27 protein-coding genes are annotated in these 24019 nt (G+C 36.2%); 17 read left to right on the plus strand and 10 right to left on the minus strand.

Annotated elements, in window-relative coordinates; all coding sequences use genetic code 11:
* Nucleotides 1–568: 568 nt before the first annotated feature.
* From PQ456_RS02505 to PQ456_RS02525, 5 genes are all read left to right on the plus strand, one after another.
* Nucleotides 569–964, plus strand: coding sequence for a sigma-70 family RNA polymerase sigma factor (locus PQ456_RS02505; protein WP_273614714.1), 396 nt, complete (start codon nucleotides 569–571; stop codon nucleotides 962–964).
* Nucleotides 965–970: 6 nt separating this feature from the next.
* The gene (locus tag PQ456_RS02510) at nucleotides 971–1069 is read left to right on the plus strand and encodes a YvrJ family protein (protein WP_273616221.1); all 99 of its coding nucleotides are present in this window, start codon (nucleotides 971–973) and stop codon (nucleotides 1067–1069) included.
* A gap of 57 nt (nucleotides 1070–1126) precedes the next feature.
* Nucleotides 1127–1339, plus strand: a complete 213-nt coding sequence (locus PQ456_RS02515) for a helix-turn-helix domain-containing protein (protein ID WP_273614715.1) — start codon at nucleotides 1127–1129, stop codon at nucleotides 1337–1339.
* 184 nt (nucleotides 1340–1523) lie between these two features.
* Entirely contained in the window at nucleotides 1524–1976 is a 453-nt protein-coding gene (locus PQ456_RS02520) for a hypothetical protein (RefSeq protein WP_273614716.1), read from the plus strand.
* Between the two features lie 256 nt (nucleotides 1977–2232).
* Entirely contained in the window at nucleotides 2233–2685 is a 453-nt protein-coding gene (locus PQ456_RS02525) for a hypothetical protein (RefSeq protein WP_273614716.1), read from the plus strand.
* A gap of 157 nt (nucleotides 2686–2842) precedes the next feature.
* Here PQ456_RS02525 and PQ456_RS02530 read toward each other — a convergent pair whose 3' ends face one another.
* Complete coding sequence (locus PQ456_RS02530) at nucleotides 2843–3331, minus strand: hypothetical protein (RefSeq protein WP_273614717.1); 489 nt, start codon at nucleotides 3329–3331, stop codon at nucleotides 2843–2845.
* 2650 nt (nucleotides 3332–5981) lie between these two features.
* On the opposite strand from PQ456_RS02530, the gene PQ456_RS02535 reads away from it, so the two are divergent.
* Complete coding sequence (locus tag PQ456_RS02535; protein ID WP_273614718.1) at nucleotides 5982–6944, plus strand: peptidoglycan DD-metalloendopeptidase family protein; 963 nt, start codon at nucleotides 5982–5984, stop codon at nucleotides 6942–6944.
* An 86-nt stretch (nucleotides 6945–7030) separates the two neighbouring features.
* Here PQ456_RS02535 and PQ456_RS02540 read toward each other — a convergent pair whose 3' ends face one another.
* The 3 genes from PQ456_RS02540 to PQ456_RS02550 form a co-directional block, all read right to left on the minus strand.
* Nucleotides 7031–7873 carry an oxidoreductase gene (locus PQ456_RS02540; protein ID WP_273614719.1) on the minus strand — a complete coding sequence of 281 codons (843 nt, stop codon included), beginning with the start codon at nucleotides 7871–7873 and terminating at the stop codon, nucleotides 7031–7033.
* A 66-nt stretch (nucleotides 7874–7939) separates the two neighbouring features.
* Nucleotides 7940–8314 (minus strand): MerR family transcriptional regulator, encoded by a 375-nt coding sequence (locus PQ456_RS02545; RefSeq protein ID WP_273614720.1) that lies wholly within the window; start codon nucleotides 8312–8314, stop codon nucleotides 7940–7942.
* 137 nt (nucleotides 8315–8451) lie between these two features.
* Nucleotides 8452–9339 carry a LysR family transcriptional regulator gene (locus PQ456_RS02550; RefSeq protein WP_273614721.1) on the minus strand — a complete coding sequence of 296 codons (888 nt, stop codon included), beginning with the start codon at nucleotides 9337–9339 and terminating at the stop codon, nucleotides 8452–8454.
* Between the two features lie 159 nt (nucleotides 9340–9498).
* On the opposite strand from PQ456_RS02550, the gene PQ456_RS02555 reads away from it, so the two are divergent.
* Together PQ456_RS02555 and PQ456_RS02560 are read left to right on the plus strand one after the other, a co-directional pair.
* On the plus strand, nucleotides 9499–10248 hold the full coding sequence (locus tag PQ456_RS02555) for an acetoacetate decarboxylase (protein WP_273614722.1): 750 nt from the start codon (nucleotides 9499–9501) through the stop codon (nucleotides 10246–10248).
* Between the two features lie 13 nt (nucleotides 10249–10261).
* Complete coding sequence (locus PQ456_RS02560) at nucleotides 10262–11302, plus strand: ketopantoate reductase family protein (RefSeq protein ID WP_273614723.1); 1041 nt, start codon at nucleotides 10262–10264, stop codon at nucleotides 11300–11302.
* 201 nt (nucleotides 11303–11503) lie between these two features.
* Here the strand turns inward: PQ456_RS02560 and PQ456_RS02565 are convergent, their stop codons facing one another.
* A complete protein-coding gene (locus PQ456_RS02565) occupies nucleotides 11504–12355 on the minus strand; it encodes an aldo/keto reductase (protein ID WP_273614724.1) in 852 nt (283 codons plus the stop codon).
* Nucleotides 12356–12531: 176 nt separating this feature from the next.
* Between PQ456_RS02565 and PQ456_RS02570 the strand changes: the two genes are divergently transcribed.
* The gene (locus tag PQ456_RS02570; RefSeq protein WP_273614725.1) at nucleotides 12532–12963 is read left to right on the plus strand and encodes a MerR family transcriptional regulator; all 432 of its coding nucleotides are present in this window, start codon (nucleotides 12532–12534) and stop codon (nucleotides 12961–12963) included.
* Nucleotides 12964–13100: 137 nt separating this feature from the next.
* Here PQ456_RS02570 and PQ456_RS02575 read toward each other — a convergent pair whose 3' ends face one another.
* Nucleotides 13101–13979 (minus strand): GNAT family N-acetyltransferase, encoded by an 879-nt coding sequence (locus tag PQ456_RS02575; protein ID WP_273614726.1) that lies wholly within the window; start codon nucleotides 13977–13979, stop codon nucleotides 13101–13103.
* A gap of 292 nt (nucleotides 13980–14271) precedes the next feature.
* On the opposite strand from PQ456_RS02575, the gene PQ456_RS02580 reads away from it, so the two are divergent.
* The 7 genes from PQ456_RS02580 to paiA all read left to right on the plus strand — a co-directional run bounded on the left by PQ456_RS02580 (nucleotide 14272) and on the right by paiA (nucleotide 20131).
* On the plus strand, nucleotides 14272–14715 hold the full coding sequence (locus tag PQ456_RS02580; protein WP_273614727.1) for an SMI1/KNR4 family protein: 444 nt from the start codon (nucleotides 14272–14274) through the stop codon (nucleotides 14713–14715).
* Nucleotides 14716–14905: 190 nt separating this feature from the next.
* Complete coding sequence (locus PQ456_RS02585; protein WP_273614728.1) at nucleotides 14906–16069, plus strand: sensor histidine kinase; 1164 nt, start codon at nucleotides 14906–14908, stop codon at nucleotides 16067–16069.
* Between the two features lie 12 nt (nucleotides 16070–16081).
* Nucleotides 16082–16756, plus strand: a complete 675-nt coding sequence (locus tag PQ456_RS02590; protein WP_273614729.1) for a response regulator transcription factor — start codon at nucleotides 16082–16084, stop codon at nucleotides 16754–16756.
* Between the two features lie 123 nt (nucleotides 16757–16879).
* Nucleotides 16880–17365, plus strand: a complete 486-nt coding sequence (locus tag PQ456_RS02595) for a hypothetical protein (protein WP_273614730.1) — start codon at nucleotides 16880–16882, stop codon at nucleotides 17363–17365.
* A gap of 204 nt (nucleotides 17366–17569) precedes the next feature.
* Nucleotides 17570–18940, plus strand: a complete 1371-nt coding sequence (locus tag PQ456_RS02600; RefSeq protein WP_273614731.1) for a TraB/GumN family protein — start codon at nucleotides 17570–17572, stop codon at nucleotides 18938–18940.
* A 186-nt stretch (nucleotides 18941–19126) separates the two neighbouring features.
* On the plus strand, nucleotides 19127–19588 hold the full coding sequence (locus PQ456_RS02605) for a MarR family winged helix-turn-helix transcriptional regulator (protein WP_273614732.1): 462 nt from the start codon (nucleotides 19127–19129) through the stop codon (nucleotides 19586–19588).
* Between the two features lie 18 nt (nucleotides 19589–19606).
* Nucleotides 19607–20131, plus strand: coding sequence for a spermidine/spermine N(1)-acetyltransferase (gene paiA / locus PQ456_RS02610; RefSeq protein ID WP_273614733.1), 525 nt, complete (start codon nucleotides 19607–19609; stop codon nucleotides 20129–20131).
* Between the two features lie 28 nt (nucleotides 20132–20159).
* Here the strand turns inward: paiA and PQ456_RS02615 are convergent, their stop codons facing one another.
* Complete coding sequence (locus PQ456_RS02615) at nucleotides 20160–20711, minus strand: hypothetical protein (RefSeq protein WP_273614734.1); 552 nt, start codon at nucleotides 20709–20711, stop codon at nucleotides 20160–20162.
* Between the two features lie 292 nt (nucleotides 20712–21003).
* Between PQ456_RS02615 and PQ456_RS02620 the strand changes: the two genes are divergently transcribed.
* The gene (locus PQ456_RS02620) at nucleotides 21004–21900 is read left to right on the plus strand and encodes an NAD-dependent epimerase/dehydratase family protein (RefSeq protein WP_273614735.1); all 897 of its coding nucleotides are present in this window, start codon (nucleotides 21004–21006) and stop codon (nucleotides 21898–21900) included.
* 112 nt (nucleotides 21901–22012) lie between these two features.
* On the opposite strand, the gene PQ456_RS02625 is transcribed toward PQ456_RS02620, so the two are convergent.
* The 3 genes from PQ456_RS02625 to PQ456_RS02635 form a co-directional block, all read right to left on the minus strand.
* Entirely contained in the window at nucleotides 22013–22600 is a 588-nt protein-coding gene (locus PQ456_RS02625) for a hypothetical protein (RefSeq protein ID WP_273614736.1), read from the minus strand.
* A gap of 88 nt (nucleotides 22601–22688) precedes the next feature.
* Nucleotides 22689–23225: a chromate transporter gene (locus PQ456_RS02630; protein WP_273614737.1), complete on the minus strand. Its 537-nt coding sequence runs from the start codon at nucleotides 23223–23225 to the stop codon at nucleotides 22689–22691.
* 12 nt (nucleotides 23226–23237) lie between these two features.
* A complete protein-coding gene (locus PQ456_RS02635) occupies nucleotides 23238–23879 on the minus strand; it encodes a chromate transporter (RefSeq protein ID WP_273614738.1) in 642 nt (213 codons plus the stop codon).
* Nucleotides 23880–24019 lie beyond the last annotated feature (140 nt).

Raw genomic sequence — 24019 nt, forward strand, 5'->3', positions numbered from 1 at the left:
CAACATTCACCTTATTTTTTTCTTTTTTAATTATATTTGTTATAAATGTTTCAATATTTTGGATACTTATATATTTTTTTATTACCTATGGTGCTAGTTAAAAATAGCCTTTGCCCAGAAAAATATTTCGGCATGCTTCTTTATGTGCCAACTTGTTCAAACAGCAAAAAAGAAAAATGGACGCAGCTCTTACACGCTGGATGCAACGAAAACGTAAATAAATCGAAACCTTATTTTACATCTTAGTCAGTCGTTTTGCTCTTACTTCGATTCATTCGAAGAATCTAACGAGATTCGAGACCAATCTAGATGGGATTTTTCTAGCATATATTCTCTGGAAAACAGGTATGATCCAAAATTGTGTGGAACTAGCAAGCACCATGGATTTTTCTTTATCTACCTAGATATTAATTTCAAAGCAGTTTTGTTTATGATAAAATATAAGAACACATGTTCCTATTTTTTAGTAATGAGTTGTAAAAACTATATTTCATTTCTCTTTATTAAATAGGAGTACTCTCTTTATTAAGTAGGAGTAATCTCTTTATAAGGAAGGGAGGTGATTATATTGAATAAGCATGATGAGTTAAATGCTCGTTTTATCAAGTATATGGCTAATCTTATTCACTATAACTCTATCAATTATGACAAAAAGAGACGACTTAAGGACAACCGATTTCCTTTGACACTAGACAAAGATGAAAACTTAGAATCTGTCTTACTTACTGTTTATGATTCAGAATCTGTGCCATCAAATTTAAAAGATCACATTACGGATTATTCACTTTATCAAGCTTATGAATCTCTCTCAGCAAAACAAAAACAGGTTTTATCTTTTGCTTATGTACAAGAATTAAATGACAATGAAATAGCTAGAATATTGGAAGTATCCCAACAAAATGTATCGAAACACCGCTTAAAAGCTCTAACTAAATTGCGTAGCTTAATAACGGAAGGGGAATGAATGATGATGGAGGGGGACATTGCTACTTTTATTGCTAATTTAGGCTTCCCGATTGCAATTACTTTGTATCTACTTATCCGTTTTGAAAAAAAATATCTGATCTAAGCAGTGCCATTAATAGCTTGAAGAATGAAATACAAAAAAACGTAAAGCGGTGATTTTATGTTAGCAAAACTTTTAATACAAGCACAGCAACATCAGGATCCGGAAGTAACGTTACATATCCTAGAATCTTTCACACCAAAGATCAAAGCCTCTTTGCGACAAGTATCCGCTGATTATCGAGATGATTTAAAACAGGAACTCTATCTCAAAATGATTGAGGTTATACAAACTTTTGATATTAGAGGGGACCAAAAAAAAAATGAGAAGTAGGTTGTTATTAAACGAAGTAAATACTCTTTTATAAGTGTAAGCGAGAAGAGAGGCAAAATATTAACCTCTTATCTCAAAAAATACAACGCTGATTAGCAAATTAAATTGCGGGATACAATTTGGTTCTGCTACTATCCCAACAGCGAAGTATTATAAAATTCAAACAAAAAAGGAGAAATACATTATGGGCTATGTTTCAGCCGAGTACGTTCAACGAGTTACGCTTAACTTGCAAGAAGCAAAAGATGCAGTAACAGTACAAAAAGCTATCATTAATCAAGGTTTCCCTGGACAGACAGCGCAGATGGTTACTGTTATTGGTGGAGTACTTCTGGGGCTTTTATCACTGGTTTTCAAACTCCCTACCGCTGTAACCTTTGGAGCGGGAGTATCATCGACTGTAGCAGGTTTGCTACCAAATGAAAGACAGGCTCTCACGGACATGGCGAATCAAGGGCTTATCGGATTTCAAAACGCTGTGAATTCAATGGCTGGTACTAATTATGATTTGATCGAATTTGATGTTCCCAAAATCAGATTTAAACATAATGACAGCAGCAAGAACTGGGAGATGGCTACAGGAAATATCAGAGTAATACGCATGCATAGTAAAAATGGTGGCTGGATTCTAGCATAACTTCAGTATAACCTAACTGTCGTTATACAAGCTTTTGATATTAGAGGGGACCAAAAAAAAAATGAGAAGTAGGTTGTTATTAAACGAAGTAAATACTCTTTTATAAGTGTAAGCGAGAAGAGAGGCAAAATATTAACCTCTTATCTCAAAAAATACAACGCTGATTAGCAAATTAAATTGCGGGATACAATTTGGTTCTGCTACTATCCTAACAGCGAAGTATTATAAAATTCAAACAAAAAAGGAGAAATACATTATGGGCTATGTTTCAGCCGAGTACGTTCAACGAGTTACGCTTAACTTACAAGAAGCAAAAGATGCAGTAACAGTACAAAAAGCTATCATTAATCAAGGTTTCCCTGGACAGACAGCGCAGATGGTTACTGTTATTGGTGGAGTACTTCTGGGGCTTTTATCACTGGTTTTCAAACTCCCTACCGCTGTAACCTTTGGAGCGGGAGTATCATCGACTGTAGCAGGTTTGCTACCAAATGAAAGACAGGCTCTCACGGACATGGCGAATCAAGGGCTTATCGGATTTCAAAACGCTGTGAATTCAATGGCTGGTACTAATTATGATTTGATCGAATTTGATGTTCCCAAAATCAGATTTAAACATAATGACAGCAGCAAGAACTGGGAGATGGCTACAGGAAATATCAGAGTAATACGCATGCATAGTAAAAATGGTGGCTGGATTCTAGCATAACTCCAGTATAACCTAACGATAAAAGAATAATGAAATACTAAAAGAACGAAAGAGCTAAGGTTTGTAAATACCTAGCTCTTTCGTTCTTTACGTTTATTGCTGCACCTTCAATGAAGAATAGTATCCCATTATAAAAGTGGTCTTAACAAGGGGCCAGTCAAAGAGATGGACTGTTTTTGTTTCCATTTCCAAAAAACTTCTTAATTTTATTAAGATCAAAATCATTTTCTATTTCATATTGTTGAACAGAATTATTTTTAAAATCAGTAATTACCATATACTTTGAATCAGATAAAATCAATGAGAACAAATTTTCCGTTTGACCCTTAATATTAATATAATAATCTTCTTTAGAAGTATCGGGGGATTCACTCACTTTTTTTAAATTTAAAACAGCTAAAGAATCCAGAATATAATCTATATCCGCCCTATTTTTTAAGGTAACTACATCCTCATTTTCAGTCCCATCCATTAACAACAAAGAAGAGATTTCCTTATTTTCAATCTTTTCAGTAACTTCTTTTTTAAACGTTGTGTTAGGGAACATACGATTCTTTATCTCCGCGGAATTAAAAAAATTAATAACTACTATAGTAAGTATAATAATCAGGATAACGTAAATAACAGATCGAAAACTTTTCTTCAAAAAAATCACACTCCTACTAAAATTAATATTTTCTTGTATTTGCTCTTGTTTTCTTAAGATTCGTAAATCGACATTCTTAAAAGATAAAGATATCATGCTGAGATGACTAGTGGTTGAGCCCTGTTTACCAATCTATGGATACACATTTGTATGATCGTACTTTGCATACCAATACTATTCCCTCGACGGTTTACCCTCCCATTAATCTTCAATAGCCTCTCGGCATTCGCAAAGGCAGATGAGACAAGGGTTCCCAGTTCCTCTGGAGGACGGATCTTTCTGTTGTCACAACTTTACTCTTGGTTGAGTATTCCCCTCAACAGAATCACCCTTGGATATCCTTGGCAATAACAACATCACTACACCAAGCTCCTTTTCAACACTATGTCCCCCCTTTCATCTACGTAGCAAAAATTATATCAGAGCAATTGGCTAATGAATGACATAAGATTAACATTATTTATATCTGCGGTGCTAGTTTTAACTAATTTTGGATTAAACTATATGAATCGATTTACATATTTTAATCCATAATAGTGACTCTTTTTCATTTGAAATACAGAAGCAGCCTCTTAAAGGCTACTCATAGAATAACTGTTGTTTTTATTAACCCTCTTTGAAATTTACTGAATACCTATATTTTTAATTTCCTGCTGCAGTTTAGCTTGATTGTAAGAGTCGTAATAAGCTTCTTCATCTTTTTTATCTAACCTTAATCCAGAAATATTCATTGCATCTAACAATTTCACTTCATTATTCGATGTTTTTACAAAAATATAAGAATGTGAAAGTGAAACACCATTTAGAGTAACAAAATATACAGGAATAATTAATGAATGAGCATCTATATAAGGATAATATTTTTCCTCAGCTTGATCACTATGTACTTTAAAATTGTTTGCAGAAAGATGTAACTTAGCTTGGCGATCTACATAAGAAGTGTTTCTAATGGATGAACTGATGATTCTTTATACAGAAATCCTTTTGTCTTTATTCGATCACTTAATTCATCCCTAGCTAATCTCAAGTCATCATACGTTTTAAGCACTTTTCCATCTAATTCATTTAACATTCCAATATAGGTATTGGTTATCTCAACCGCTTTCTCACTATCTTCTGAGTTAAATATATTTTGAGTTGTTTTTAAATCGCTGTGAATTTCTGTTGAAATGTCCTGTATCTGGAACCATGATAATTTAAATTAAAGTATATCTATTTCATGGGAAAATAATCAATTAGATATTATACGTTGCAATATAAAAGAAGATAATTTTAAGAGCGAAGAAGATTGTATTATATCTTTTCGTAAAGAAAATGATAAGATTTTTTTGTCAATACAAAGTATATATGAGAATGATAAATTAAAAGCAAAAGAACGGGAAAGACAACTAATTGAAGAATACGTAAAATTGTTAACTTATAATGTATAACAACAAAATCTTGATTCTTACAAGTTCCCCATCAAATTTATTTATAACATTAAAGATATTACAGTTACTGAGAAACTCTATAATAAATATAATCTATTAATGGTAGGACTAAACCGAAGTAAAACTAAATATCAGCAAAAAGATCGTCTGAATTTATCGGATTCTATTATGAGTAAAATTAATATATTAATTGAGGTGAAAAATGCGAAAAATCTTAGAGAAGACATTGGTGATAACAAGTATCTCTAGTTTTTGATTACAAGTTTTTATAAAGCTCTTGGACAAACTGATTTAAAGAGTAAATATTTTAATTTGTTTATTATCATAGAGTATATTGAGCAAAATATTCCATATGAATCAGTAAATACTAAGTTATATAATGAGGATCAATCAAAAAAATTAGCAGAGAATATCTCTAAAGTGATAGACAATTCTAGCACAAATAATAAAAATATAAAAAACAGAATTAAAAGTATACTCTCATCTGCAACTAAAGAAAGTAGACAAGAGAAGCTTTACAGTATACTAACTGAATCATTAAACATTTTAGAATTTTAAATATCCTCAGAACTTAAAAAAGTATCAAAAGAATTTGTGAAACAAATTATTGATAAAAGAAATAAACTGTTTCATGCTAAAAATTTTAATAATGAAGAGATTAAAGAGTAAGAGGATTTAAGTAATTATTTACTATTTTTTTGCGAAGTAATAATTAATAAATTGATTGATAAAAGTGAGCCTAAACTTGAAAATACCAATAACTCTTAGTATCTATAACATTATGACTATATTTCAGTATTATTTATTTGAAACTGTTGACTTCTTGGAAGCATTTTCAGATTTAAGCAGACTAATATGATTAATATCTATAAATGCAACTATTCTTAAATTATCTAAATTTTAGAAGCCCCTATATAATTTCAAAAAACAGTTGTATGAGTTATTGATATTATCAGCAGAAGCTTTATAATAATTAAAATTCTTACGAAAGAAAAATTCAATATTATATGTACTTTTTTTGGGGAATCTAATTAGTAAATGTAAATTATACGAAAAGTCTCAAAACTAAATGTAGAAAGTCTCATTTATTATTCAAATAAACATATTATATTAGCCATTCTAATCTCATTTATAGATGTTACTCACAATAATATGAAAAAAACAATAACGTAACATGGATGCATTACAGTAAATGGGCATTAGCGCTTGGAGCACTCACAGTGGCAATTACAGCTTGTAGTGGTACAAATACAACCCAACCAGCTACAACAGTGGATACAACGACTCCAACTACAGCTACAGAGCAACCGACTACGCCAACAGCTAAGCTTACAGCAGAAGAAGTTCCAACTGCCTTGCTAGAAGGCCAATATAAAGAAGTGTATGCTCAATTTAGCGATAATTTTAAAAAGCAAATCTCTGAAAAAGATTTTGTTAGTTCAGCTGAAGCATCTCTTCAATCTGTCAAAGCATTTAATAAAGCCGCTGATATGGAGATCAACGATGCAGATGTGCGTTCATGGGTTAGTGATTCAGGAAATATAGGGCTTAACCTAACAATAGACCAGCAGGGAACGATTCTAGGGCTACAAGCCAAAGCTTTAACGCCTACACCTGCAACCGATAAAGTTACCACCAAAAATGAATATGCGTTTCCATTTAAAGGCGACTGGTTTGTGTTCTGGGGTGGGAATAATGCGTTGATCAATTACCACTATGAGTACGAAAGTCAGCGTTACGCGTATGACTTTATCCAGCGCAAAGATGGATTTTCTTACAAAGGCGATCCACTCAAAAATGAAAGCTATTATGCTTTTGGACAACCGCTATATGCACCTGCGGATGGTAAAGTGGTATCGGTATTAAGTAATATTCCAGATAACGAGCCTGTAGGTAAAATGAACCCGAAAGTGCCTGCGGGTAACGAGATAGTTATTGCGCATAGTAATGGTGAATACAGCGTAATCGGTCATATGAAAAAAGGATCGGCATTGGTGAAAGTGGGGGATAGGGTCAAGACTGGCGATAAGCTAGGATTGGTTGGGAACTCAGGCAATTCCAGCGAAGCGCATTTACATTATCAGGTGTCTGATGGGGCAGATCTGTTCAAGTCCAAAGCGATTCAGATCAAGTGGCAAGATGGAAGTAAACCTGTACAAGGTGAGACGATTACAGCCAAATAAATCAAATATGCCAAAAAAGGGATAGTCATCATGACTATCCCTTTTTGTTTTCTATCCTACATTGATACTCTAACATTAATAATTATTTATTCTGCAAAATCTGCGTTTATCGTTGTCTCTTTCCAATCTTCAATCGTTTGAAGTAAAGTGGTGAATTTATGAGTAGCTGCTTGATAGGCTGCTTTTCCTAATAGAAGGCGAAGTGGAGGATTATCCGACTCAATTACTTTTAAAATAGCTAGCGCTGCTTTTTCAGGATCACCGGGTTCTTGACCGCTTGCTTGTTCCATATGATCCAACATCGGACTCAAGGTTTCTTGATAAGCCGAAATAGTTGGTTTGGTTTTGACCGAGGAACGACCACCCCAGTCTGTTCGGAAAGAACTGGGCTCGATAAGTGTAACATGAATATGAAATGGGCTGACTTCTTGAGCAAGGCTTTCTGAGATCCCTTCAACAGCATACTTTGTGGCATGATAGTAACCGAGAGTTGGGAACGAAGTGAGCCCACCGATCGAAGATAAATTAATGATATGACCTGATTGTTGGTTCCGCATAAATGGGAGTACCGCATTTGTAGCGTTCATAAGTCCCCAGAAGTTAATTTCGAACATTTTACGTGTTTGTTCTTCAATACTTTCTTCCACAGAAGCAAAATAGCCGATACCTGCATTATTAATTAACACATCAATTTTTCCAAAATGGTCTACAGCAGTATCAACAGCATGTTTAATTTGTTCCGGGTTCGTTACGTCCAGTTCAAGAACAAGAATGTTAGATGTATATTGTTCTGCTAAGCTTTTTAGTGTATCTGTATTTCTAGCTGTTGCGATAACATTATAGCCTTCAGCTAATGCTTTTTCCGTAATAGAACGTCCAAAACCACTTGAACTTCCTGTAATAAAAATAACTTTTTGACTAGATATCAATTTCCTTCACTCCTTTAAGTGGTATAGATTGAGAATACATCTTAAAGGAAGCTTTATGTCAAATCGTTATTGAAAGTAATCTTTATTAAGTACTTTAAGATCATAATACGTTATTTTTTGAATGATTTTTTCTAAGTTTTGATGAATTTGTTTGAGATGTTCTTCTACTTTTTGTTTGTGGTCTACTAAAAATTCGCGTCTTTCAAGTAGCGTATCATCTCCAACCACAATTAAATCAATATAGCTTTTTATATCTTTTAGACTCATACCGGTTTCTTTCATCGCAATAACAAGCTTTAACCACTCGATTTGTTCTTTAGAATATATGCGTCGTCCTATATCATTGCGTGCTATAGCAAGCAAAATTCCTTCTTTTTCATAATAGCGAATAGTAGAAGCATTGATACCAAATAATGCTTGAACTTCTCCAATAGTATACATTGATCTTCCTCCAGACTTAAAGTTAACTTTAAGTCCCATTATAATTTTCACAAAGTGTATTATCAATCATTGTCGCAAAATGAAAGTATTGAAGCATCAGTAGTGATTCAGATGATTAGAAACAAATATGCAACATGTTAATAAACTTTAAACATTTTATAATTATCTTCATAGTACGACATAATAAAGTCGCGAAAATCTCTTGCTGAAGAAGATAACGTTTTATGTTTTACCCAGGATAAGCTTACCGGATAGGTCGTAGAATCGTCTGTCACTTGTACATAATTTAACCCCAGTGTTCTACACACGGAAATAGGAAGTAAAGCGACACCCTGATCAAGCTTGATAATTTCGACCAGCAAATGGGAATCGACCTCAAACGCGATATTGGGGATAAAGCCAGCTTGCTCACAAAGAGAAGTCGTGAAATCACTATACTCTACATTATTAGCTAAAGTGATAAACGGTTCATCGGCGACATGACTTAACGAAATTTCATGTTTGCCTGTTAATCGGTGGTTGGAAGGTAGCACGAGAACAATATCTTCATCGACCAGTAAACAACTTTCTAGCTCCTCATCTTGAATCGGATGACCGGTTATTCCTAAATCTATCTCTCCTTTTTTTAAACTTGTTAATATTTCGCTTTTCACTCCAATCGACTGAAGAATTTTTGATGTAGGAAAGTGGTTAATATGTTCACTGATTAGACCGGTTAGGAATCTTGGATTGGAAATAGATATTTTGATAGTGTTAGCAATGTGATGTTCCTGAGATAGAATTTCTATTTGTGCATTTTCAATCTCTATAAAAATCCGGTTTACATGCTTTAGAAGAATTTTCCCAGATGAACTTAGTTGAATATTTCTGCCTTTCCGATCAAATAGATTAGTTCCTAATTCGTCTTCAAGTCTTTTGATCGTAAGGCTTAAAGAAGGCTGTGCGATATTTAATTGTTGGGCTGCTTTAGAAATGTGTTCTGTATAAGCAACAGTCTGAAAGTATTTGAGCTGGAGCAATTCCATAGATACACCTCGCTTATTTATTGGGATAAATGTATATATACATTATTATATATTAGATTATATGTAAATATAGATGTAAGATGATTATAGAAGATAGATGATCAAAGACTAACGATAAGCAAACAAATATAAAAAATATGAGTAAAAGGAAGGTGCATTATGAGAATAGATATAAATAATATTGCCCAAAATCTTAACACACCATTAACCGCACCCGCTTACCCTATGCCACCTTATAAATTTGTTAACCGTGAATATCTGAATATTATTTACCGCACAGATGCCAAAGCTTTACGAGCAGCAGTACCGGAACCTCTTGAAATAATCGGCGATCCTCTGGTCAAATTCGAAGTGATGTGGATGCCAGACGTATCGGGATTAGGCGCTTATACTGAAGCTGGACAAGTGATTCCTGTCCGGTTTAATGGTGAAGATGGAGATTATACGCATTCGATGTACGTCGATAATTTTCCAGCGATTGCAAGTGGTCGGGAACTGACTGCGTATCCTAAGAAGTTAGGTGCACCGAAGCTTTATGTCGATTCAGATACGCTAGTAGGTACGCTGGATTACGGTTCACTTCGTGTAGCTACTGCTACGATGGGATATAAGCATGTTGAGATGGATAAAGAAATTGCTAAAAATGAAATTTGTCGACCTACTTTTATGGTTAAGATTGCTACAGATTACAATGGAAATTTGAAGATTTGCGATTTGGTACGAACACAGATAACGAATATAGACGTGAAAGGGGCTTGGAGTGGGCCGGCTAGACTGCAATTATTTGAACATGCACTAGCTCCACTTGCAGACTTGCCTGTATTAGAAGTTGTTTCAGCATCTCATATTCTGACGGATTTAACGTTGAATGCTGCACAACCTGTATATAATTACCTAGAAGAAAAATAAGGGAGATTTTGAAATGAGAATTGCAGTTTTAGGAGCAGGTTCATTAGGAACTATCGTTGGAGCATATCTTGCTGCTGGAGGAATAGATGTTGAGTTAATTGATTCATATCAAGAACATGTAGATACTCTCAATCAAGTAGGTGCTAAAGTCATTGGAACGACAGAATTTCAGGCTAAAGTGAAAGCTATCACCCCTGAAAACAAGTCAGGAAAGTATGATTTAGTCTTACTGTTAACCAAACAATTATATAACGACGCTGTTCTGCAAGAGTTGCTACCTTTTTTAAAAGAAGATAGTGTTGTCTGTTCTTTGCAAAATGGTATACCTGAAAACAACGTGGCTTCTATCGTTGGGGAAAAACGTGTTATAGCAGGTTCTGTTGAATTTGGAGCTACTTTTATCGAACCCGGCGTATCTCAACTTACAACCGAGTATAACCAGTTTAAAGAGTACGCTTTTCAAATTGGAGAATTAAACGGTAAAACGACAGAAAGAATCCAGCAGATCAAATCCGTGTTAGATCTTGTAGGCGGAACACATATTTCCGATAACTTAGTTGGAACAAAGTGGTCCAAATTACTGATTAACAATGCATTCAGTGGGTTGTCAGCAGCATTGAACGGAGAATATGGATCTATTCTTGATCATGAAGTTGGTATTGTTAGTGCCGTTCATATCGCTGATGAGACGATAAAAGTTGGACACGCCAATGGTGTCGCTTTTGCTAAAATGGGTGGATTTGATATAGAATCTTTGGAATTAAACAGCGAAAATGATATCCCTGAACGTATCCAAACCTTTAGAGTAGTGATGGAACCATCCAGATTGCTAAGAGCAAGTATGCTTCAGGATCTGGAGAAAAAACGTAAAACAGAAATCGATTATATTAATGGCGTTGTTCCAACAATGGCAGAAGGTACTGGCATCCCAACACCTTTTAACGATTTGGTTATAGCACAAGTCAAATCTGCCGAAGAATCTCAAACGGTGCCTACATTTGATACAAATATAAAAGCTTTTGAACAGTTATTGAGTATTAAGCAGAAAGTATAATATCTAAATAAAGCATGCCAAATCATTAGGTTAGTCGTTAATTATAATAGGAATTTTGATGCTATAAATAGCATATCTACTGCAAAAATAGAATAACTAAAGCGAAAAAAAGAACACCAGACTGCTATGCTGGTGTTCTTTTCTAGGTAAAAGTAGTAAAAGTCTATATTGTTGTAAAAGTATAGCTATATTTTATTTACATCACAATTCCACTCTCAAGTTACCGAGCATCTTAGCGGTTTCGGGATCAAGATAGGATAAGAAAAGGCTTGCTGCTGTATCCAGAGTAGCAATCTGCTCCATATCTTCTACACTTAGCTCAAAGTCGAAAATATCAAAGTTCTCAGCAAGACGTTCTCGACGTACTGACTTGGGAATTACGACAACATCGCGTTGAACAAGCCAGCGTAATATAACTTGGGCGACTGATTTGGAATGCTTTTCAGCAATAGAAGTTAGCAATTCGTTACTAAACATCTGGTTACGTCCTTCTGCAAAAGGCCCCCACGATTGGATCTGTACACCTTGTTCTTGCATAAAAGTAGCGTTATCGATCTGTTGATGAAAAGGATGGGTTTCGACTTGATTGATCGCAGGTACGATATCATTATGCACGATCAGATCCATTAAGCGATCAGGCAAAAAGTTGCTAACACCGATCGCTTTGATTTTCCCTTCTTTATAAAGTTCTTCCATCGCTCGCCAAGCTCCATAATAATCACCAAATGGCTGATGAATTAGATATAGATCTAGATAGTCGACTTGAAGTTTGTGTAAAGACTTGGCAAAAGCGGCTTTGGCACTCTCGTAGCCAGCATCTTGAATCCACAGCTTGGTCGTAATAAATATTTCTTCGCGGGGCACACTACTACGCTTGATAGCACGTCCTACCGCTTCTTCGTTCATATAGCCAGCCGCTGTATCAATCAAACGATATCCAATCTGTAACGCTTCATAGACAGCATTTTCACATTCTTCTGCATCTGGAATCTGATAGACACCAAAGCCTAAGATGGGCATAGTAACACCATTATTCAATGTGACAGTTTGCATGATTATTCCTCCTGTACTGGTTTTGTATTTGAAATAGCAAATGATCACTTCTATATACATAACGCGTGAATATAGATTCTGCTTGTGATGTGTTTGCAGTATAATGAGCTTATTCCCTTCGTGCTACACGAAGTCAAGCGATTCTCTATCATGAATTTGGAAAGGTGGATATGGCGATGCTTACTGTAAAAGAAGCTGCTCTGATGACAGGACTTACCGAACATGCTGTACGCTTTTACACTGATAAAGGATTAGTGCCTAGTGTCCAACGTAACAAAAATAATATTCGGTTATTTGATGAAGAATCGATTAACTGGTTGTATGGAGCAAGATGTCTCAAGCAGACAGGAATGCCGATTGAAACGATCAAATTATACGTTGACCTGTGCTTAGAAGGAGATGCGACTATTCCTCAGCGCAATGAAATGATGATGGAATACAAAGAAGTGGCTTTGATCCAACTACAAGAAGCACAGAAGCGAGTAGCCCATTTGGAACAAAAAACGATTCAATATCAGGCTATTCTTACGGAGGGTATTGCTGATACGACTAATCCTCGTACATGGGGAAAAGATAAAGCGATATCTGCAACGCCCACACATTCCTAAGTTTTAGTGATAACAAGGAAAGATTTGTCTCATACTCAAAGTCGTTGGACTGTCTTATTACTTTAAAATAGATCATCAAAAAGCTCTTTAGTACTTTATAGACTAAAGAGCTTTTTAATATATAGATCTGCTTATTTTTAATGATTTATTGAAAGAAGTGGCAGTGAATAATAATGAAATTCAGCGGAAATTTCAAATCCGACAGACGTGTAAAGACGTAATGCATGTCGATTTGCTGTGACTACACTTAAGCGAATTTGAGTGTATTGTTGATCTTGTAATAAAGTAATCAGTTGAGTAAGAATATCTCGACCATAGCCTTTACCTTGCTCTGTAGGAAGTACACAAAAATCATGTATAACCGCGGTATGAGCTTGAATGGTATTGACTCGAATCATTCCGACAGGATTGGATTGGTGTAGAGCCAGATAAGTTAATCGGCTAGGCTCTTGACTTGTGTTCTCCAGATACTCCTTAGTCCAGGACTCTGAATCTTCAAAAGCTTGCGCAAAACAGTAGATAAGAAAGGCAGTATCCTTTTTGTTGGCAACTCTTATAGTAAGATGATTGTAGTAGGGCATCCTATCTTGTATAGAATTAAAAGTCATCGAGAATTGAGAATGACTAAAATCAGCGTCGATATGCCCTATACAATCGATACCTGATTGTGAGTTAGAAGGGACTCTAAAAAGACAATGTTGTATATTTACAAGATGCATATCTGCAACTGCATGATTCAATAAATTTCTAAAAATACCATTACGACGGAACTCTGGATGAACCATAGCATTGATATTAGCTTCAATCCTGTCTGAAGTATACCAGCTTAGAAAACCGATAAGCTGATCTTCGTTATAGCACAGAAAAGCCTCATCTCCATGTATTGCTTTCAAACTTTCTACCCCAACTCGTAAGTCTGATGCGTCAGAAAGTGCACATATTTGTTCTAATAATCGAATTTGATCAATTTGCTGATTTGAAAAATCAGTCATTTTACTAATCGTATACGTTGGCATAACTTTGTTTATCCTCTAAGAGTCGGAAATACGTAGTTTATGGACGAATAGACGTTATCCTTCTCGTTTCTGTCCAGATCATTATAGTTACCAATAGCAACGCCCCCTAGAATGATAATGAGTTTAGTATTGCTTAAATGATAGCGAGAATCAACAACAAAATAGAACGGATACATTGCTATTTCATCGGTTTGGCTCCAATTAGCTAGGTGAGAGAGTGAAATTTGTATCATTTGGATGAATACATAGAATACAATAATTGTAGATTTACATAGCAAGGAGCGATGCAGAGATGAACACTATACAGTCGATCAAAAAACGATATGATCTACTATTTCCAGATAATGTGATCACACCACAGGTAGTAGCTAAGATGGAACAGCAACTACAGTTGCAATTACCTGACGATTTTAAAGAGATTGCTTTATTTTTTAATGGAGGGTTGATTGGAGGTATTTCTATATTTAGTTATGATCACTATACACCCAATATAATAGAAGAAACGCTTCGCTTGCGAAAAGATATTCAGTTTCCTCATTCTTTGCTATTTCTAGCAGAGCCTGCCGAAAGTATAATCGTACTGGATACAGCACAGACTCCAGCAGTGATCTGGTGCGATAGTATAGATGTACATCAACTACATGATCGCTCTTTTCAGATAGCGCCGGATACGTGGCATACATTTGGTGACTTTTTTGAATATCTATTAACACAAGAAGAAGCAGAACAAGAATAATAAATATAAAAATCATCTCATGTTATAACATGGGTATAACAGAATGATTGAAAAGATAGCAGATAGTTGAGTTGATTAGCATCTATCTACAGATATACAGCTTTTCCTCAATATCGACCGTCAAGTAGATGTATATCTTTGCCTATTGTTCTACAATAAATAAAATCGTATAGAGCAGTGGGGGAAACATATGGGTATTGAACAGGAAAAAACGTATAGATATTTGATCCGTATATTTGGAACGATCGCACTGATGATTACCAGTTATAACGAATATGTAAGTTATGGAGCAGTAAATCAGTATGGCACATTATTGATCTTATTTCTGTATATATTGATTATTTGGGTTCCGAAAATATGGCGTAGTCGAACGATCTATATTATTCTTTCCATCATCATTATCAGCACAGCGTTATATCTTCATTATCAATACGGATCTGTGAATTCAAGCCTATTATGGCCATTGTTGTTTTTGAGTGTATTTATTAATCGAGATTATCGGTATGTGACTATCATCGTTAGTCTGGTAACGATTACTGTGATTGCATTAGTATACGCTTTTTCTTTTGGTAGTTTGCTAGCGATTATTGGTATTTTTCTAGTGGTACGTAGTTCTCAGATACGTCAAAATGCACATGCTTTAACAAAATCCCATCTCGATCAATTGGATCAAGCTCATCGAGAGTTACAAGAAGCTCATCTAGAACTGCAAGAAGCAAGCGCACATTCGGTACGTTATGCAGCATTGGAAGAGCGAACCCGTCTGGCAAGAGAAATACATGATGGATTAGGGCATCAACTGACATCGTTGATTATTCAATTACAGGCTTTGGAGATTATGCAATCGACAGAACCAGAGCATATGCCAGAGCGTATTAAGCAACTGATCTCGATTGCTCGTCAGGCGCTGACAGAAGTACGCATAGCCGTCAAAGAATGGTCAAACGATGAGATGGGCTTAGGATTGGTCGCTTTGAAAGGATTGATCACGCAGACAGGGCAACGCTCTGCACTCAAGCTTACATTTGTAGAAGATTCTCCGATTACCGAATGGTCGATTCAGACCAGTATTGTCTTGTACCGGGTGCTACAAGAATCGTTAACCAATGTGCTTCGTCATGCACAAGCAGATACCGCTTCTGTACATATTCAGGAGAAAGACCATAATGTGTATTTGCGTATTTCAGATAATGGTGTATATACCGATACAGATTCATTGAAGATAGGCTATGGATTAAAAAATATGAAAGAACGCTGTGAGCAACAGGGCGGAACCTGTCAGTTTGAGCCTGTGTTACCTCATGGTTTGTCTATTCAAGCTGTAATCCCTATCGGAAATCCAACCCAATCATAAGGAGAAATAATCATGAGTGTTCCGTCTAATATTCGAATCGTGCTTGTCGATGATCAGCCGATTGTACGTCAAGGATTACAGTATATTATTAATGCTCAATCGGATATGGAATGTGTTGGTGAAGCCAGTAATGGACATCAGGCGTTAGAAGTTACAATAGAGCAACAGCCTGATATGGTATTGATGGATATTCAGATGCCTGAATGCTCTGGGTTAGAAGCAACAGAACAGATTTTGCGTGTATTGCCTGATATGAAGATTGTATTGCTGACTACTTTTGATGTGCAAGACTATATTAAGGAAGGCATTCGCGCAGGGGCTAGCGGATTTCTACTCAAAGACGCAGATACTCAAGAATTACTGGCAGGGATTCGTGCAGTGTATAAAGGAGAAGCATTGTACAAAACACCGCTAGCAAGCAAAGCACTCGCTGAAGCACTTAAAAAGGCAGAACCAGCACCGCCATCAACTCCCGCCAAGTATGAACTGATCGAACCGTTAACCGATCAAGAATTGATTGTGTTACAACAAATGGCGTATGGCAAACGTAATTCAGAGATTGCACTGGCGCTACACATTTCACATGGCACTGTTAAAACGCATGCTCATCGTATTTTTCAAAAGTTGGATGTGGAAGATCGGACACAAGCTGTTGTGCTAGCGATACGCCAAGGATTGGTCAAGTAATTGATGTTGATGTATATCGCTAGATAGATCAATGGATGCTCAAAGATCAATCTGCAAGTAGACGTATACATACTGTTGAATCTTTAGAATAAAGGTATAACCACATTCTAAGGAGGTCAACATATGTATTCTAATATAGTTACAACATTACTTGTGATTGGTATGATCATCTGGATTGTTTTACGTCAATTGCGTCCCAAACCGGTCAAAAAATTATTTTTTATTGTGTTGCCATTGATTGCTTTGTATGAGGTGTATCAGACATTTCCCCGGCAACAGGTGCCTGTAACGCAGTGGATCGAGTGTATCTTAGTGGTCGTAGCTGCTTTGATCGCTGGAACGATTCAGGCATGGCACAGCAAAGTATATATTCAGAATCATATTGTGTATGTTCAAGGCACTACGATTACATTGATTACATGGGCAAGCTTTATATTGATTCGAATCGCATTAGGTTTTGCTTTCGGAGAGTTCACAACAGGGTATCATCGTATTCAGTGGATATTGTGGGTCGGCATTGCTGTTATTTTCGCTACACGTAGTTTAATATTATATGCCAAATTTCCTGAGATCAAGCATGTATTTGCACCTTCCAAAGTTAACGGATAGATGAACTGATATGTATATAAAGAAGCACTCGTATAAGATGATTATCCCATCTTGTATGGGTGCTTTTGCTATGGGTATCCCTTTATTTGTAATAAAGTATAAATATAAAGAAATAATGTATTGTACTTGAAAGAGGATTATGCAATATTTAGAAGGACACGTTTGGCTTTGGATGAACATTACACATTCAGAGGGAGTTATATAATGAAAAATTGGCACAAAAAAATGCTTTCGCTTGTTTTGGCAGCAGGATTACTTGCGACAGCTTCACCTGCGATGGCAGCGACAGCTTCACAGCCATTAATCGTGAAAGTGAACGATCAGAAGGTTCAGTACAGTAAAGGAATAGCACCAACAGTTCAGCAGAAAGTGACAATGGTTCCACTTCGTTCAACATTGCAAGCGATGAAGATTCAATTGTCCAACGTATCCAAAGATAGCATTACCGTTGTAGCCAATGGTAAAAGTGTAACCGTTAAAAGTAAACTGGCTAAAATCAATGGTACTGCATATGTGCCTATTCGTACCTTTGCTGAATTAACTGGATATACTGTGATTTGGAATGCCAAAACACATACGATTCAGTTGACTTCACCTCCTGCTACACCTACTCTTCCTGTAGAAGAAAATACGCCTCCAGTAGATACAACGGTTGCTCCTACAGAGAATACAGCACCACCAGTAGTGACTCCAGACCCTAGCAGTACGATAACACCAACACCTGCACCATCTACAGAAACTGCCGATACAGGTGGTCGTGGATTTATGTGGGAAGTACAAAATAACGGAAATACCGTGTACTTGGTCGGTTCGATACATATTGCCAATGAAAGTTTTTATCCGCTACGCAAAGAATATGAGCAAGCTTTCGCAGAAGCTAATTATCTTGGCGTAGAAGTAGACATTACACAGATATCGGATGAAGCGATGCAACAACGTGTTTTGGAAATCGGTGAGTACAAAGATGGAAGCAGATTGCAAGATCATCTATCTACGTATACGTATGCCAAATTAGGTAAAGCACTTCTAGCGAATGATTGGAAACGCGATGCGTTAGATCATTTCAAACCATGGGTTGCAGAAATGATTGTAAGTTCTTTTGCTCCAAGCGATCCAGAATACAAATCAGCAGATGGCATTGATCTACACTTTATCCAAAAAGCTGTAGAACGCAAAATCACAGTGATGGAATTAGAATCACAAGATTCTCAGCTTATGATGCTCAATAACTTCTCTGATGAATTACAAGAACAAATGTTATATTCGACACTGTATGATCTGGACAATCCTAATCAAGCCGATCTGAATGAAAATACAGATGAAGCCGCAGAAATGTGGAAAACAGGCGATGAGAAAAAATTGCTAGAATTAACAAACAGTACAGCTGGTAATGAAGAATATAATAAAGCAATGCTGGTTAATCGCAATATTGGAATGGCGCAAAAAATTGATGGCTATCTAAAAAGCGGTGGCAACCAGAAATACTTTATCGTTGTCGGTGCGGCTCATTATCTAGGTAACGATGGTATTATTCACTTGCTTGAGAAAAAAGGATATACCGTTACAAGAAAATAACAGTATAGTTAGCGTAAACATAAGTATGATCTTAGATTCAACAATATCCAAAACATAAACGTGCTCCAAAAAACCACCTCATTCTGTAGTGAATGGAGTGGTTTTTTGTTGCAAATACAACATAAATAAGATATATTTAAAAAAGAATAATTGTTGCATTTACAACAAAAATAAAAGGAGCTCATTATGAAAGAAATTCTTCGAGAAATCGGAATGATCGCTAGAGCGTTAGATAGCATTAGCAATATTGAATTTAAAGAGTATGCACTCACCAAAGGTCAATATTTGTATCTGGTGCGTATCTATGAAAATCCTGGGATTATTCAAGAAAAATTAGCTGAAATGATCAAAGTCGATCGTACCACTGCTGCGCGTGCAATCAAAAATTTAGAAGAGAATGGATTTGTACAAAAAAAAGAAGATCCGCATAACAAAAAAATCAAAAAGCTTTTTCCTACAGTGAAAGGAGAACAGATTTATCCTGTGATCAAAAAAGAAAATGATTATTCTAATCTGATGGCACTGGAAGGATTGTCAGAGCAAGAGAATGACCTACTGTTCGAGCTTCTACAAAAAGTAAGAAAAAACGTAGAAAAAGATTGGACGTTTGTCAAAAAAGGCAATAAACGAAATTACGAATCATCGTGAAAGGAGTACACAAACGATATGGATATTATGATAAGACAGTGTACGTTAGAAGATGTACAACAATTACAGGAAATCAGCTATGCCACCTTTAATGAAACATTTCGAGAACAGAATTCGCCTGAACATATAGATTATTATTTGGAAAAGGCATTCAATCATTCGCAGTTAGAAAAAGAATTAAACAATCCGTATTCAAAGTTCTTTTTCGCTTATGTGAATAATGAACTTGCTGGTTATCTCAAGATCAATACTGATCAAGCACAGTCTGAAAAGATGAGCGAGGACAGTCTGGAGATCGAACGCATTTATATCAAGCAATCATTTCAAAAGCATGGAGTAGGGAAGCATCTTTTTCAGCAAGCCCTTCAGATTGCGAAAGAGCTGAACAAACAGCAGATGTGGCTAGGAGTATGGGAAAAGAACGACAATGCCATCTTATTTTATCAAAAGCTAGGTTTCGAGCTAACCGGTCAACATTCGTTCTATATGGGGGATGAACAGCAAACCGATTTGATTATGACCAAAAGACCACTTATGGATTAAGTGGTCTTTTGAATAGAATCGGATTCGATCAGTATGAAAATTTCGCAGTGTACGCATTCATTTCTTTATGGAACTGTGTAAGTAATTTGTTGGCAATCGCTAATTGAGTATTTGCTTTTTTGGATATGCTAGGATCTAATTTCTTGGTAGATAAATATTTTTGGAAAAGAAGCATACCTTGTAGTTGATAGTTAGCACCTTTTACATATATTTTGTGCATACGAGCCAAGTCTTTGTTGGGTGTATAGACTTTTTGTACCCCTTTAACAAACTTTTTATAGTTCGGAAGAGCAATCCCTGTAATCTCTACATAAGAAGAACGATGATCTGAAGCTTTGAATTTTTTATTTTCTTTAAAAATAGTTAGAGCAATTTGTTCATATTCTTGCAGTGGTTCCAATTGATCGTCATAATCCACGTAGTCATGATACGCCTGCTTGTATTTGGCAGGAACTTGGCTATCATCATAACCATATTCAGAAGAAGTGGCTGCATGAGTAGATGGAAGAGGTGCAACCAATACCATACTTTGTACGATCAAAAAGGTGAGCGTTACTATCCATAACAATCGAGCTTTCACGTTACTATATAATCCCCTTTCGCTAATATATTTGAGAAGACTCATTATAACATAGGTTGATTTTGTCAGTTCCTGTTACTATTTGTATCGTCACTTTGCATTCTTTCTTTTAGAAAGTTAGCAAGCATATTCTAGTGTATATAGTGAATATAAGCAAATTTAATTGCTTGGTATACATTGGAAACGGTTAACATATAAAGAATGAACATTTAGCGCACTGCTAAACATTGTAACAAGTTAAAGCGTTCGATATCGTGCTTGGCTATCTTGTTAAGGAAAAGGAAGTGTACACATGGTCAAAAGAGTAATTGTCACAGGTGGTAGTGGACTCGCTGGTAAATGGGTAGTACAAGAATTATTTGAGCAAGGATACGAAGTACTCAATTTAGACAAAGTTCCTTTGGATCATCCGCATGTACGGACACTGATTACAGACCTTACAGATGCAGGGCAAGTATTCAATGCGTTAGCCAGTCCTACGATTGATAAAAGTTACCATGAATCGATAGCACCGCAACCGATCGATGCCATTGTGCATCTAGCAGCAATTCCTCAAATTCACACGTATCCAGACAACGAAGTGTATCGTATCAATGTGATGAGTACGTACAATATATTGGATGCCGCGACCAAATACAATATTCCTAAAGTCATTTTAGCTTCCAGTGAAACGACGTACGGAACTTGTTTTGCAGACGAGCATCGTGATCCTGATTATTTCCCGCTCGATGAAGATTACAATATTAATCCGATGGATAGCTATGCTACATCCAAAGTGGTGAATGAAGTCACAGCCAAAGCTTTTCAGACCCGCACAGGTATAGATATCTATTGTTTTCGGATAGCCAATGTAATAGATCCTTCCAAATATGCTGATTTCCCTGCTTACTTCGCAGATCCTATTCAGCGTAAACGGATTACTTGGAGCTATATTGATACTCGTGATCTAGCGCTAGCATGTAGGTTAGCTGTTGAAACCGATGGATTGGGATTTCAGGTAATGAATATTGCCGCAAATGATGTTTCTTCTGACAAACCAACCAAAGAATTGCTAGCTGCTTATTATCCAAATGTGCCTTTGAAAAAAGAACTGGATGAATATGAGACATTAGTGAGCAATACCAAAGTAAAAAGACTGCTCGGATTTGAACAACAACATTATTGGAGATCTTATGTAGATACCGAATAGGATTACTATACAAAATATAATAAAAAGGGTGCGGCTGATCGTAGCTACACCCTTTTTGCTATCGTTCATTATCTAAAATGCTAAATGATATTTTGCTGAACGAAGCGATTTATTATGAAAATTGAGCATTGTACAAAGCGATTTTTTCGTTAAAGTCACTAATCAATAGCTGACCTTGAGTGAATTTTACATTCGCTTTTTTGATAATAGTGGGGTCTGGATTTAGTTTGGAAACGTATTTTTGAAAAAGGATCATTCCTTCTAATTGAAGAGTCGTTCCTTTAATAAATTGGGCGTGCATAGTGGAAAGGTCGGTATTGTTAGGCTTGATTTGTTTGATTCCACTTAGAAATTTTTTGTAACTCGGGATCGCAATAGTCGTCATTTCGCTATAAGCTTGTTTGCGCGTAGATGCGAGTACTTTTTTATACTTATTTAGAATAGTGGCAGCTTTGGTCTCGTAAGGAACCCATTCTTTATATTGATTATAGTAATCTACATAATCGTCAAAAGCCTGCTGTAATTCAGGTGCAACTTCATTATACGTATCATCTTCTACATAACCAGGTTCAGGTGCAGAAGGGCTACCATTCGTTATAGTTGTATTGGTTGCTGCATGTATCGTAGCTGGCGAGTGAAACACAGGAATACACGTAAATAACACTACCATCATGATCACCAACAACGATTGCTTTTTCATAGACAATAAAGTCTCCTTTGTACCTTTTTTTCTATAAAAATCCATTTATAAAGGTATCATACCAGAAATAAAGCACAAAGAGGTAACACTAAAATAACACAATCCCTATGACGGCTGAACCGGCTATTACCATTAATGGATGAAGCTTGTATCGGACAATCGCCCAGAATGCTGCAATACCGATCAATAATGTAGCGATTGTAGTCCAGCTCATAATCACATCTGCATGGTTAGACAGACCAAAATGGACCGCTGCATAAGCAATCAATCCGGTAATAATGGGGCGTAATCCGTAGAAAGACGATTGTACCCATATATTCGAATGAATTCGGTAAAAGAATGCTGCTAATATAATCACTACAATCAGCGAAGGAAGCACAATACCGCTTGTAGCGACAATAGCACCTGTTAACCCAGCAGTCTCATAACCGATTAAGGTGGCACTGTTGGTAGCAATCGGCCCCGGGGACATGCCTGCGAGTGAAACAGTGCTTTGAAATTGCTCGTCAGTTAGCCATCCATATCGACTACATTCATACTGGATCATCGGAATAACTGCATAACCTCCGCCAAATGAGCTAAAGCCGATTTTCAAAAAGCTTAAAAATAATTGCCATAATACCATGATATCTCCCCCTTAGATATAATATTCAATCGTAGGTGGGATATGATCATGAGTCGCTTTTTCGGTACGGGCAGTTAATCCTAATTTCTTTTTGGCTTGAATAATTAAGATACCGATACCTAGTCCGAATAAAATCATAAAGATCGGATTCAAGCCTGTAATCAGAAGAGTAATCAATGCTCCTGTAGCTACTACAATCGTAGAGCGATCAAATAATGCATTTTTCCCCATCCGATAAGCGGCAACAGCAATCAATCCGATCACAGCACCATGTATTCCTTGAAAAGCAGCTTGCACTTTCGGTTGATCCTGAAAAACAGAATAAAAAGCACTGAGTGCAAATACGATAAAAAAGGTAGGTAATGTAATCCCGAGTACAGCAGCGATAGCACCGGGAATCTTACCCATCCGATATCCGAGAAAAGTCGAAGCATTCACTCCTACACCGCCGGGTGCAGAACCTGCAATCGATAATAAATCGCTCATTTCCTGACCATCTATCCATTTTCGTTTCTGTACAACTTCTCGTTCTAATATCGGGATCATCGCATAGCCTCCGCCAAATGTAGCAGGGCCAATTTTGAAAAAGATCCAAAACAAATTCCATAGTAAATGTATTTTTAACTGAAGGGTTTCAGTCCAATAAGTTTTCATCACGTTCACTCCACTCTTAGTTACCAGTATATCATCTTTTAATCATTTTGAAATAAACTTTGGAGGTTGATCTTGTAAATGTTTCTGATCATCCTTAAAACGTTTGCTTATAAATGAAAAATAAGCTATAAAATAAGTGT

It is taken from the genome of Paenibacillus kyungheensis, assembly GCF_028606985.1.
In the GTDB taxonomy this organism is placed as follows: Bacteria; Bacillota; Bacilli; order Paenibacillales; family Paenibacillaceae; genus Saccharibacillus; species Saccharibacillus kyungheensis.